This is a genomic window from Pandoraea communis, assembly GCF_902459745.1.
Lineage (GTDB): Bacteria > Pseudomonadota > Gammaproteobacteria > Burkholderiales > Burkholderiaceae > Pandoraea > Pandoraea communis.
Genome location: NZ_CABPSJ010000002.1, coordinates 12,178 through 24,339 on the forward strand (window position 1 = coordinate 12,178; position 12,162 = coordinate 24,339).

A 12,162-nucleotide genomic window follows, 5' to 3' on the forward strand; every position below is an offset into this window, starting at 1 on the left:
AACACCATGACCCACGAATCCCCCGGCAAGGTGTCTCGCGCGCTAGTCCTCGGCGCGACGGGCGGCATCGGCGGCGAAGTTGCGCTGCAACTGCTCGCGGCAGGATGGCGCGTGCGCGCCCTGCGGCGCGGCGGCGCGCCGCGTACCGGCACCCCTCACGCCGGAATCGAGTGGGTCGCCGGCGATGCGATGCACGCGGACGATGTGCTTGCCGCAGCGCGCGACTGCGATGTGATCGTGCATGCCGTCAATCCGCCCGGCTATCGCAATTGGGACACGCAAGTGCTGCCCATGCTCGACAACACGATCGCCGCCGCCACACGGCATGGCGCCACCGTCGTGCTGCCCGGCACGGTCTACAACTACGGCCCCGAGAGCTTTCCTGTCTTGCGGGAAGACGCGCCGCAACGGCCGCTCACACGCAAAGGGCGAATCCGCGCGACGATGGAAGACCGTCTGCGCGACGCAAGCCGCAATGGTGTACAGACGATCATCGTGCGGGCGGGCGACTTCTTCGGTCCGCGAACGCGCAATAGCTGGTTCGCCCAAGGACTCGTGAAGGCGGGCCGCACGACTCGCGCGGTCCAGGTACCGAATGCTCACGGCGTGGGGCACGAATGGTCGTATCTGCCCGACGTCGCCCAGACGATGGTCATGCTCATCGAACGCCGTCACACGCTCGACGCCTTCTCCAACTTCCATATGGCAGGTCATTGGGATGCCGACGGTACGGAGATGGCTGCCGCGATCACGCGGGTGATGGCGCGCCACGGCATCGACGTCAAGACGCGCCGCTTCCCGTGGTGGCTCATGTGGGCGGCGTCGCCTTTTGTCACGACGCTGCGCGAACTGCGCGAGATGCGCTACCTGTGGCAACAGCCGATGCGCATGGACAATGCACGACTCGTCGACGCACTCGGTTCAGAGCCGCATACCCCGCTCGACGTCGCCGTGCACGCCACCCTCGAAGGTCTCGGATGCCTGCCTGGCAAACCCTCTGCCAAAGGCGTCGCGTACTCCTGACAGACTCCTGATCTGGATGTGAGTCTGCCCGCTTGTCGACGTGGCGTCAGGCGGCGCGGCCGCTGCCGAGCAGGCGGGAAATGCGCCGGGCGGCGTCGGTGAGTGCCGCGACCGTTTGCGGGTTCGGATGTGCCGGCAAGTAGTGAATCGAGCCGACGATGGCGAGCGTGCCGAACAGCGAACCGTCGTCCTGCACGATGGGTGCCGCGAGCGCGTTCACACCGAGGAACACTTCTTCGGGCGCATCGGCCCATCCCCGCTCGCGCACCAGCGCGAGTTCGTGCGACAGACGCATGGCATCGGTAATGGTGTGAGGGGTGCAGGCATCGAGTGGACCGGCGAGTACCGCCTCACGACGCTCGGGGGCACCAAACGCCAGCGCGATCTTGCCCTGCGCGACGCTGTGCAGCTTGAACTGCGTGCCCGGATGCAGCAGGATTTCCAGCGGACTGCGCCCGCGCATGACGTCGAGCACGACCACATCGGTCTCGGTAAACGAGCTGATGACGATGGTCTGGCCGACGGCGTCGCGCAGTTCCTCCATCACGGGGCGCGCGAGACTCACCACGTCGAACTGTTTGACCAGCTTCTGTCCAAGCAGGAAGAGTCGCCAGCCGATGCGATATCGGCTGGTGCGCGGGTTCTGCACAACGTAGCCTTCCTGACGCAGCGCCGTCAGATGCCGGTGCACACGCGCCTTGGGCACACCGAGCGCCTCTGCCAGATGCGTCACGCCGCACTCGGCATTGCGCTCGGCCAGCAATTCGAGAATGCGCAACGAAATGACCGAAGTCGACGACGTGTTGAGTTCATCGCCGCGTTGCGCGCCTGGCTCGCCAGCCGCGATGTGCGTGCTGCGGATGACGTCGTTCGGGGTGTCCTTCGATCGTTTCACTGAGCGTCCTTTGTCGCTGTCGCCGCGCCCTGACTATTGCGCGTCGAGCGTGATGAAGCGCTCGCCGAACACGTGATAGCGCTGCGGCTTGTTCTTGTTCGCATCCTCGGGATGCACGTAACGAATCGAGCTGCGATTGCGACACGCCCGCGGCAGGATGAAACAGCGGATGAATGTCGTGTCGCGCGCCTCGGTCGTCGGTGCAAGCACCGGTGCGTAGCCGAGTTCGAGCCAGGCCTGTCCCGGCCCGTGAGTGTGCGACGCACCGAGCGTTTCGATCGTGATCTCGCCCTCGAGCGTGCATCGCACGCCGGGCCCTTGATGCACGTGCGTATGCGCCACGCCGCCGGGGGGGAATTGTACCTTGTCGCAACGCATGAGCCAGCGTTGGCGCGGGTCCAGCGAAATGGGCGCCGCGATCTTGAGCGTCGACGACGCCCCCGGTGCCGACGTAATCTCCCCCGCCGTCGGCGCATCGCCCGGCATCAACTCCCAACGCCACAGCGTTGCCCCTTCGCTGCCCGCGATCAACGCCACATCGTCCTCGCCCAGCCAGGCACTCTGCGCCGGGTGATGCTGTGCCCCCGTCTCGAACTCGATGGCCACGTCGCCGCGCACGACATAAATCGTCCGGCGTGCGGCAGGCAAATAGACAGGCGCATGGTTCGGCGCGATGACATCCTCGTACAAACGCAATTGGAACGGCTTCACTTCTCGATCTCCTATGACCAGTCGACTGCCCCGACCATCGAGACAATCTCGGCATCAAGTATCGATGATCGATACATAAAGCACCATTTATGGTTTACCACGACATATCACGCCGGAATGTGCTGTTACTATTCAAACGAAATCATTCCCATGTGTATCGATAGTCGATACATTAGGTATGACATTAGGACGAGTTCCATGAAGGAGACAAGAATGGACACTGGCACGACCGCCCTGAAGGCGGCGGGCACGGCACGTCGGCCGTGGTATCGCGGCGCGAGCCCTGCGCAATGGCGAGCATTTGGTTCGGCTTACATCGGCTGGATGCTCGACATCATGGATCTGATGCTGTTCGCAATGGTGATTCGCTACATCAGTGTCGATCTGCATTTCGACAAGGGCGTGGCGGGCATGATCGCCTCGCTCACGCTGCTGGCCACCGCCTTCGGGGGACTGTTCTTCGGCTTCCTCGCCGACCGTATCGGCCGCACCCGGTCGATGATCCTTTCGATCCTCTGCTACTCCATCGGCACAGCGCTTTGCGGCCTGGCCGATTCGGTGACGCAGCTTCTCGTCTTCCGCTTCCTGCTCGGGTTGGGCATTGGTGGCGAATGGTCCGCAGGCGCCGCACTCATCACCGAGACGTGGCCGGCCGAGCATCGCGCGAAAGTCATGGCCTGGGTGCAGAGCGCTTTTGCCGTCGGTTATGCGGTCGCGGCCATCGTGGCAGCCGTCATCCTGCCGTACTTCGGTTGGCGCTGGGTGTTCGCGTTCGGGCTTCTGCCGACGGTGCTCGCGTTCTGGGTACGCCGCCACGTCGAAGAACCGGCGATCTGGCGCGAGCAACGCGTGCGTCTCACGCTGGGTCAGACCCTGGGCATGCTCTTCGGCCCCTATGCCCGCAGCACGACGATCGGGCTTGCCTTCACGGCGGCGGCGATGTGCGGCTATTGGGGACTGTTCACGTGGATTCCGGCGTATCTCGCAACGCCCGTCGATCAGGGCGGCCCAGGGTTCGATCTGCTGCGCTCCACGACGTGGATCGTCATCATGCAGATCGGCGCTGCCGCAGGCTTCGTTTGCTTCGGTTACATCGCCGACCGCATCGGCTGCCGCAAATCGTTCCTGCTCTTCTTCATCGTGTCGGCGGTGACGGTGCCGCTTTACGTGGCGATTCGCGAACCGATGCTGTTGCTGGTTTTCGGCCCAGTCGTGGCGTTCTTCGGTACGGGTTTCTATAGTGGCTTTGCGCCCACGTTCGCCGAGATGTTCCCCACGCAGGTGCGTGCCACCGCGCAGGGCTTCATCTACAACACGGGACGCGCCACGAGCGCGCTGGCACCGGCAGCCGTCGGCCTGCTGTCGCGTGGTGAGAATGTCAGTGCTGCGCTGGGGGCGACCGCCGGTTTCTTCCTGCTCGCCGCGATCATCGTCTACTTCTTCCTGCCGGAGAGCCACGGCGACGCGCTCGCCTGACCCTCATCTTCCGAACGGCTTCGCGCGCCAGCGGCTTTCAGGGCCACTGGCGCGCTGGCGCGTTGGCTTCTCTTAACCTCTCGATATCGGCGACCCCGCTTACGGCAACGGCAAGCGGATCACCGACGGGCAATCCGAGTAAAGCCGTGCGACGTCTTCGGCGCGCAAGGTGAGCACGGCACGCTGATTGACGTAACCCTTGTCAGTGATCTCGCCCAGCTCGAGCGACGGCGGCGAGGCCAGAATGGCCGCGCGTCCCGCCCGTTGCGAGCTGCCTGCGTCCTGTGCAAGTTGCGCGAGCGCCTCGCCCACCAGCGCACGCACCTCCTCGTGCATTGCCATCGCTTTGCCCGCATGTGCGTCGTCGATTTGCCCCGCCTTGGCGCGCATGGCAGGGCCTGGAAAGATCAACAGCCCGATCTCGTCCCGGTCGTGCCCCGCGATCACGACATCCGACGCATATGGTGCAAGTGCGGTGACGGCACGCAGGCGCAGCGCACCGACCGACACCCACGTCCCGCTCGTGAGCTTGAAGTCTTCCGACACCCGGCCATCGAAGATCACGCCCGCACTTGGGTCGTCCGGATCGGACAAGCGCCCCGCATCGCCAGTGCGGTAGAAACCTTCTTCGTCGAACGCATTGGCGGTGGCCTCCGGATCGCCCGCATAGCGGTGAAACACCGACGGCCCTCGCACCCGCATCTCCAGCTTGTCGCCGTTGGGCACGAACTTGAGTTCGTTGCCCGGTGTCGGCACACCGATGTTGCCCGCACCCGGAATCGGGAAATGCACACTGGTGATGAGCGGCGACGTCTCCGTCGCGCCCCACGCGGAGGTAAAGAATGGCAGCGTGTCGCAGTGCCGGGACGCCAACCGCTCGAAGCGCTGCCACACCGCCGGCGGCAGGCTCGCCGCCGCGTAGAACAACACCTGCAACCGGCCGAAGAAGCGCGCGGCAAACGCGTCGTCGTCTTCCAGAAACGGTGCGAGCGCTTCGAATCCCTTGGGCACGTTGAAGTGCAACGTGGGCGAGACATCACGCAGATTCTCGATCGAACGGCCGATCAACTCGGGCACGGGACGGCCATCGTCCACATAGAACGCGCCGCCATTGCGCAACGCCATGTGGAAGTTGTGATTCGCCCCGAACGTATGACTCCACGGCAACCAATCCACGACGACGGGTGCCGCCTCGTCGATGAAGTGCCAGCATTGCGCGATCATCTGCTGGTTCGCCGCGAGCATCCGGTGCGTATTGACGACGATTTTCGGTTTCCCCGTCGAGCCGGATGTCAGCAGCAGCTTAGCTGTGTCTTCCGGGCGCACCTGCGCAAACGCCGCATCGAGTGCAGGCGATGCCGGCACGGCGGCGAGCGCGTCGAAGCGCAGCCAGTCCGGCCGGGCATTGCGGGTTGCGACAATCGGGCATCGGATCGGGGCACCGGTGAGCGCACGCGCATAGTCCTCGGCGTCTTCCACGTACACCAGCGCCGGATCGAGCCGCGAGAGAATGCCGTACAGCTTGCCCATGTCCTTCGCCACACGCGAGTAAGCGGACGACACGATCGCCGTCTGACGCCCCGCCATCATCGCGCCAAGCACTAGCAACGCGTGGTTGACGCTGTTGTCCGAAAGGATCACCACGGGCCGGTCACGGGGCACGTCGAGGTCCAGTAACGCCTGACCGATGCTTCGCGCCATGCGCAGCGCATCGCGGTACGTCACGCGCCGCCAGAGGTCAGCGGCCGAAGCGCCCTCGCCCGGCCGCCACCGCTCGGCAACGAACACCGCGTCGGGCGTGCGCGTGGCCCATTGCACGAGCCAGTCGGCCGGACTGCGTGCGAATTCGCCCAGCGTGGCTCGCGAGCGAATCACGAAGCTGCCGTCGGCGCGGGTCTCGCGTTCGATGTCCGGTCTGGCCAGGCGGCGCGCGCCGGTCGCCATTGCGTTCAGTCGATCGTCCACTTGCCGCCCTTCACCGTGACGAGCACGCGACCGTCTTCGCCGTAAGCCGAATGGTCCTGTGCGTTGACATTGATCATGCCGTGCGTTGCCGCAAGGCCGCGTGTCTGTTCGATGGCGCTCACCAAGGCATCGCGGAACGCTTGCGTGCCCGGTTGTGCCTGCTTCGCCGCCACGGCGACGGCACGGTCGAGCACCAGATAGGCGTCGTACGCATACCCTGCGAACAGATTGCGCGACCCGGCCCCGTATTGCGCCTCGTAACGCTTCACAAAGTCGGTGGCGACCGCTTTGCCCGGATGATTCGCGCGCAGTTGCTCGGCCACGAGAATATTACCGACGGGCAGAATCGCCCCCTCGGCATTTTTGCCCGCCACACGCAGGAAGTCGTTGTTCGCCACACCGTGCGTCTGGTAGATGCGTCCCTTGTAGCCGCGCTCGCGCAACGTGCTCATCGGCAATGCCCCCGGCGTGCCGCTGGCCGCGATGATGACGGCGTCGACGTTGGCCGACATCATCTTGAGCGCCTGTGCCGTTACGGACTGGTCGTTGCGGGCATACCGCTCGACCGGCGCCACCTGAATCTGCCGGGTGGCCGCGCGCGCCTGAATGTCCTTGAGCCATGCCTCGCCGTACGAATCGGAGAACCCGATGAAGCCCAGCGTCTTCACCTTGTGGGCCTTCATGTCATCGAGTACGGCATCGGCCATGACGGCAACCGACTGCGGCAGCGAGAAGACGTAACGCATTTGCGCCGCACTCGGCACGAACGGGCACAGGCCCAGTTGCGGCGTGCGCGTATCGGCAGCAACCGCCGCGACCGCCAGGCACGCCGGCGTGGTCGACGACCCGATGATGGTGTCGACCTTGTCCTCCGTCGCCAGCCGGCGTGCGTTCTTGGTCGCCGTGGTCGGATCGGTGGCGTCGTCGAGCACGATGTAGCGGGCCGGCAATCCCCCGAGCGTGGGCGGGAGCATGCCGATGGCCTGTTTCTCCGGGATGCCGAGCGAGGCGCCGGGGCCGGTGGTCGAGAGTGTGACACCGACGGTAACGCCCGCCGGTTGCGCCCATGCCTGCGTGGCTGTGCACAACGCCGCCACGCATAGGGACAGCGCACGACGTGTCGCGCCAGAGAAAGCAAAACCGCGTGTGAACCTGTTTGCCGCCATGTGACATGTCTCCTTGTCTTTTCATTTTTTGGGGCCGGACAGCTTGCGACGCACTACCTCGGATCAACGCACGGCGAACTCCGGCAGCACTTCACGATTGCGAGGCAAACCCGTGATTTCGCGAGCTTCGGCGGGCGTCGCCGGCTCATAGCCCATCTCGCGCACGAGGCGCACCACGCGCTCCGTCAGTTGCTGGTTCGTCGCCAGCACGCCTTGCTCGTAATACAGGTTGTCTTCGAGACCAACGCGCACGTGACCGCCCAGCAGCAGCGAGTTCATTGCTGACGGAAGCTGCGCCGGACCGATGCCGCTCACACAGAAGATGCTTCCCTTGGGCAGCAGATCGACCATCGATTGCAGAACGCGCGGTGTGTACGGCATGGCGTTCTGAAATCCGCGATGCACGCCGAGCACAAGGTTCACGAAGAACGGCTCGTCGTCGAAGCCGGCTGCGGTGAGCGTGGCGAGGTCCTGCACGATGTGTGTGGGACTGAAGACTTCCCACTCCGGCTTGATGCCTCGCTTCTTCATCTCGACGGCGAGATGCTTGGAGCGCTCCGGTGACGTGTGCATGAGGATTTCCTTGCCACCGAAGCTCGCGATGATCGTGGTGGCGTCCAGCGTGCACATCTCGGCGCCGGCATCCATCCCCTTCAGGCGCTCTTCCCAGAGGATTTCCCAATAGCCGTTGTCAGCCTGACCGATCATCTCGCCGTGTACGCCACCGCCCGTCGAGTTGTTGATAACGATGTCGCACTTGTCGCGAATGCGGCGGTTGATATCGCGATAGATCGCCGGATCGCACGTCGCGCCGTCGTCGCCAGGACGACGCGCATGGATGGCCACGACGCTCGCGCCCGCGTTGTAGCAGTCGTAGACGTCGCGCGCGATCTCGTCGGGCTGGGTCGGCAGATGGGGGTTCTGCGACTTGAACGCCATGCCTCCCGTGGGCGCGATGGTCACGATGACTTTCGGTTTGCTCATGCCTGTCTCCTCCTTCGTTGAATTCGGGGCCCCACCGTCGATTCGACGTGGCGGGGCATTGATGACAATGACGCCGGCTACGCCGGTTACCGCTTGCTCGCGAGAATGCCGAGGATGATGGCGTCTCGCTGCGCTTCGAGCCCCGCGTTGTCCCGTCCGGCAAGTTCGGCCTCGACGCCGGCCGTGATACGGGCTTTCAGGTCATCCGTCAGCACCGGCTCGCCGAGGTCTGCCCACCACGATTCGATGGGCGGGCCAAGATGCTCCAGCAGATGCGCAATGCCGCCGGCACCGCCCGACAGATGCAGATTGAGGAACGGCCCCAGCGCAGCCCAACGCAGACCCGGACCATACGCAATCGCGTCGTCGATATCGGTGACGGACGCCACACCGGTATCGACCAGATGGATCGCCTCGCGCCAAAGCGCGGCTTGCAACCGGTTCGCGATGTGGCCCTTGACCTCTTTCTTCACATGAATCGGACGCTTGCCGACGGCGCGGTAGAACTGCATCGCCGTGTCGATGGCCGCCTGCGACGACTGCTCGCCGCCAATGACCTCCACCAGCGGAATCAGATGCGGGGGATTGAACGGATGCCCGAGCACGACACGCTCGGGATGTGCGCAGACCGACTGCACGCGGCTCATCAGAAGGCCCGACGAACTCGAGGCAATCACCACGGACGATGGCAATGCCGCGTCCATCTTGCGGAAGAGATCCTGCTTCAGGTCTTCGCGCTCGGGACCGTTCTCCTGCACGAAATCGGCGCCGGCGAGCGCGCCGTCGAGCGTGTCGTGGAACGTCAATGCGTCGCGCGAGGCACCTGCCGACAGGCCAATGCGCGTCAGCGTGGGCCAGTCCGCGTCGACGGCTTCGCGCAAACGCTCGCGAGCGCCCGGCGCCGGATCCCACGCGCTCACGCGCAGACCGCGCGCCAGAAAATATGCCGCCCAACTCGCACCAATGACACCGGTGCCGATGACCGCCACCTGTTCAATGTTGTCGTATTTCACATTCGTCTCCGTGGGGGTGGGCCCGGCGGCTAACGTGCCGCGCGGCCCAGAAAGCGTTCCATGCGCTCGCGCGCCTCGGGTGAGGCCAACATCAATGCGCTCGTCACCGACTCGGTGAACAGGCCGTCGGCCATCGACATGTCGTGAATGCGCGACAGTGCGTGAATCGTCGCCCAATTCGACAAGGGACTATTCTGCGCCGTCTCGCGGGCTAGTTGTGTCGCCAGGGCGAGCCCCGCACCCGCGTCGGTCAAATAGTGACCGAGGCCCAGGCGCTCACCGTCAACGGCGTCGTAGCGACGGCCGGTGAGCATCATCTCCGTCATGCGGTCCGGACCGAGAATGCGCGCCACGCGCACCGACGCGCCGCCGCCGACGAAGATGCCGCGCTTGCCTTCGGGCAACTGGAAGAATGCGCTGCGCTCGATGACACGCACATGCGCGGCCAGCGCCAGTTCGAGCCCGCCGCCGATCACTGCACCGTGCAACACGGCGACCACCGGACGGCCGCCGAACTGAATTTCGTGGAACACCTTGTGCCAGCGTTGCGAGACGCGCAGCACGTCGATGGGATCGCGGGTGCTGTTTTCGGACAAGTCCAGTCCGGCGCAGAAGTGCTCGCCGGCACCGTTCAGGACGACGGCGCGCACGCTGTCGTCGAAATCGCGAAACACCGCTTCGAGCGAATCGATGGCCGCGTCGCAAAGCGCGTTGCGCTTGTCTGCGCGCTCAAGGGTAACGAAGGCGATGGCGTCGTCGACGCGCACGCGCAAGTGGGGATAGGTCATTGTCTGCATTCGCTCCAAATCTTGGAAAGTATCTTATAAGATATTTTCCGTATTGCGCGATTTGTGCAATGCAGTTCAGGGTTAACAGGGATATTTAGCCAAACAAGGCAATTTAATGCATATTCAACAAAAATGACGGGCGAGATGGGGAATGCTCGGGTTGCACCACTGATATCTCATAGTATATTTATCGCAACATCTCTTCCCGCCTGTTGCCCCATGAGGAAACCGCTCGCCGACTCCGCGCCGCCTGATCTGGACGACGACACCGAAGCAGGCGTGTCGTCGCGGCTGGCCTCGTTGGCGCAACAGGTGCGCACACTACGAGCGCAACGCGGCATGACGCGCAAGCAGCTCGCTGCGCAGTCGGGTGTCTCGCTACCCTATCTCGCCCGCGTGGAGGCCGGCACCGGCAACGTCTCGCTGGCTGTCCTGCACAAACTCTCGGAAGCGTTGAACGTGGGCGTGGAAACGCTCGTGGCCGAGCGCACCGCGTATGACGGCGATTTGCTGATCCTCGTCGAATATCTGCGACAACAGCCGCCGGAAGTCCTCTCGCGGTTGCGCCGTCAGATCGTCGTGCCGGGGGTGACCGACGCACGCCGCACAGGACAGCGCATCGCCCTCATCGGTCTGCGCGGCGCGGGCAAGTCGACGCTCGGGCCACAGTTGGCGCAGGCCATCGGCGCGCCTTTCATCGAACTGGACAAGGAAGTCGAGCGTGAAGCCGGCATCGCCATCGGCGAAGTCATCACGCTGTATGGACAAGCGGCGATGCGCCGCATCGAGCGCCAATGCATCGAGCGGATCATTGCCGATCACGAGCATGTCGTGCTCGCGACAGGCGGCGGGATCGTCTCCGAAGCGCCGACCTACGAGCGCGTGCTCCGGGCATTTCGCACCGTCTGGCTGCGCGCCCGGCCCGAAGTCCACTTCCAGCGCGTGATGCAGCAAAACGACGCCCGCATCGCCACCGAAGCGCTACGCAACGAGGCGCTGGAACACATCCACCGCATGCTCGATGCCCGCGAGTCGCTTTACCGGCTGGCCGACATCACGCTCGACACCTCCGACCTCACGCCCCAAGCCGCACTCGCGGCACTCAAGAACGATCTGACCCCTGCACGAGCGGCTTGATTTCACGCCTATTGCGTGTCCCCTTACCCCTGTCGCACTCGCGAGCCGCATGAGGCGTTGAAACGGCGGGGTAAATGCTCCCGCACGACGCACGCGCTTGAGCTATCACAGACGCCGTACTATAGTGGCCGACGCCATGCATCGCTTGCGGTGCCTTGGCGTGCTCACAAAATGTCGTGGCGGCGTTGCACGCCAACTCGAGGATTTCGCCCACTATGGACACCACCGTCGTCGAAAGCTGGAAGGATTTCATGGAATTGTCCTCCCGCTTCGAAGGTTGGGCCTTTCGCGGGCAGCAGGATGCGCGCTGGCATCTGCAAAGCTCGCTCTCCCGGTATCTGCACGCCTATGTGTCGGACAAGGAGCAGTGGCGCAGTCGTGAGGCGCGCGCCATCCGCATCTTCCGGCGCAAGGCGCATAACCATGTGCCATGGCCCGAGCTGTTGCACGACGACCTGCGCTGCCTCGGGTTGATGCAGCACCATGGCGCGCCCACGCGTTTGCTGGACTTCACCAAATCGCCCTTTGTCGCGGCTTTCTTCGCGCTGGAGCGCGCGACGAGCGATTCGGCCATCTTCGCCCTCAACACCCCCGCCCTGTACGACGACCGCGCCCGCCCGCGTCATGCGCCATGGCTGACCCGCGATACGATCGATCCGCGCGTCAAGGGGAACATGGAAAAGTACTTTCTCGGCAACGACAACGACGTGGTCTGGTTCGGCGAGCCGGAAGAGATGGACGGCCGCCTGATCGCGCAATCGGGAACGTTGGTGGTGCCCGGCGTGATCGACCGGCCGCTGCATCGTATTCTCGACGGCTACGAGAGCGAAGAGCCGCTGCTGCGCAAAATCGTGATGCCCGCAGCGCTGCGTGCGGACGCAATGAAATGGCTTTACCGGATGAACGTGACGAACGCGTCGCTGTTTCCGGATCTCGACGGACTGGCGCGCTCGATTGCCGTCGAAATTGAGATGGTCTGGCCGACGCAGACACTCGGGTGAGCA

11 protein-coding genes are annotated in these 12,162 nt (G+C 64.3%); 4 read left to right on the forward strand and 7 right to left on the reverse strand.

Annotated elements, in window-relative coordinates:
- Window positions 1-6: 6 nt before the first annotated feature.
- Complete coding sequence (locus tag PCO31110_RS06470; RefSeq protein ID WP_150689949.1) at window positions 7-1,023, forward strand: NAD-dependent epimerase/dehydratase family protein; 1,017 nt, start codon at window positions 7-9, stop codon at window positions 1,021-1,023.
- A 46-nt stretch (window positions 1,024-1,069) separates the two neighbouring features.
- Here the strand turns inward: PCO31110_RS06470 and PCO31110_RS06475 are convergent, their stop codons facing one another.
- Window positions 1,070-1,918 (reverse strand): IclR family transcriptional regulator, encoded by an 849-nt coding sequence (locus PCO31110_RS06475; RefSeq protein ID WP_010807942.1) that lies wholly within the window; start codon window positions 1,916-1,918, stop codon window positions 1,070-1,072.
- A gap of 33 nt (window positions 1,919-1,951) precedes the next feature.
- Complete coding sequence (locus tag PCO31110_RS06480) at window positions 1,952-2,629, reverse strand: cupin domain-containing protein (protein ID WP_150585411.1); 678 nt, start codon at window positions 2,627-2,629, stop codon at window positions 1,952-1,954.
- A gap of 213 nt (window positions 2,630-2,842) precedes the next feature.
- Between PCO31110_RS06480 and PCO31110_RS06485 the strand changes: the two genes are divergently transcribed.
- The gene (locus tag PCO31110_RS06485; RefSeq protein WP_010807944.1) at window positions 2,843-4,105 is read left to right on the forward strand and encodes an MFS transporter; all 1,263 of its coding nucleotides are present in this window, start codon (window positions 2,843-2,845) and stop codon (window positions 4,103-4,105) included.
- A gap of 99 nt (window positions 4,106-4,204) precedes the next feature.
- Here PCO31110_RS06485 and PCO31110_RS06490 read toward each other — a convergent pair whose 3' ends face one another.
- The 5 genes from PCO31110_RS06490 to PCO31110_RS06510 all read right to left on the reverse strand — a co-directional run bounded on the left by PCO31110_RS06490 (window position 4,205) and on the right by PCO31110_RS06510 (window position 10,021).
- Complete coding sequence (locus tag PCO31110_RS06490; RefSeq protein WP_217427267.1) at window positions 4,205-6,070, reverse strand: feruloyl-CoA synthase; 1,866 nt, start codon at window positions 6,068-6,070, stop codon at window positions 4,205-4,207.
- Entirely contained in the window at window positions 6,055-7,236 is a 1,182-nt protein-coding gene (locus PCO31110_RS06495; RefSeq protein ID WP_150689950.1) for an ABC transporter substrate-binding protein, read from the reverse strand. Before PCO31110_RS06495 ends, PCO31110_RS06490 begins: the two co-directional genes overlap by 16 nt.
- Window positions 7,237-7,299: 63 nt before the next feature.
- Window positions 7,300-8,220 (reverse strand): beta-keto acid cleavage family enzyme, encoded by a 921-nt coding sequence (locus PCO31110_RS06500; RefSeq protein ID WP_150689951.1) that lies wholly within the window; start codon window positions 8,218-8,220, stop codon window positions 7,300-7,302.
- Between the two features lie 86 nt (window positions 8,221-8,306).
- On the reverse strand, window positions 8,307-9,233 hold the full coding sequence (locus tag PCO31110_RS06505) for a 3-hydroxyacyl-CoA dehydrogenase NAD-binding domain-containing protein (protein WP_150689952.1): 927 nt from the start codon (window positions 9,231-9,233) through the stop codon (window positions 8,307-8,309).
- Between the two features lie 29 nt (window positions 9,234-9,262).
- A complete protein-coding gene (locus PCO31110_RS06510) occupies window positions 9,263-10,021 on the reverse strand; it encodes a crotonase/enoyl-CoA hydratase family protein (protein WP_036662470.1) in 759 nt (252 codons plus the stop codon).
- A 219-nt stretch (window positions 10,022-10,240) separates the two neighbouring features.
- Here PCO31110_RS06510 and PCO31110_RS06515 point away from each other — a divergent pair, with 219 nt between their 5' ends.
- Together PCO31110_RS06515 and PCO31110_RS06520 are read left to right on the forward strand one after the other, a co-directional pair.
- On the forward strand, window positions 10,241-11,158 hold the full coding sequence (locus PCO31110_RS06515; protein ID WP_010807950.1) for a helix-turn-helix transcriptional regulator: 918 nt from the start codon (window positions 10,241-10,243) through the stop codon (window positions 11,156-11,158).
- 215 nt (window positions 11,159-11,373) lie between these two features.
- Window positions 11,374-12,159, forward strand: a complete 786-nt coding sequence (locus PCO31110_RS06520) for an FRG domain-containing protein (RefSeq protein WP_010807951.1) — start codon at window positions 11,374-11,376, stop codon at window positions 12,157-12,159.
- The last annotated feature ends 3 nt before the right edge of the window (window positions 12,160-12,162 follow it).

Excerpts from the sequence above, each read along its gene's own strand:
- PCO31110_RS06500 (WP_150689951.1), bottom strand. The coding sequence starts at position 8,220 with ATGAGCAAACCGAAAGTCATCGTGACCATCGCGCCCACGGGAGGCATG.
- PCO31110_RS06515 (WP_010807950.1), top strand. The coding sequence starts at position 10,241 with ATGAGGAAACCGCTCGCCGACTCCGCGCCGCCTGATCTGGACGACGAC.
- PCO31110_RS06485 (WP_010807944.1), top strand. The coding sequence starts at position 2,843 with ATGGACACTGGCACGACCGCCCTGAAGGCGGCGGGCACGGCACGTCGG.
- PCO31110_RS06495 (WP_150689950.1), bottom strand. The coding sequence starts at position 7,236 with ATGGCGGCAAACAGGTTCACACGCGGTTTTGCTTTCTCTGGCGCGACA.
- PCO31110_RS06510 (WP_036662470.1), bottom strand. The coding sequence starts at position 10,021 with ATGACCTATCCCCACTTGCGCGTGCGCGTCGACGACGCCATCGCCTTC.
- PCO31110_RS06520 (WP_010807951.1), top strand. The coding sequence starts at position 11,374 with ATGGACACCACCGTCGTCGAAAGCTGGAAGGATTTCATGGAATTGTCC.
- PCO31110_RS06470 (WP_150689949.1), top strand. The coding sequence starts at position 7 with ATGACCCACGAATCCCCCGGCAAGGTGTCTCGCGCGCTAGTCCTCGGC.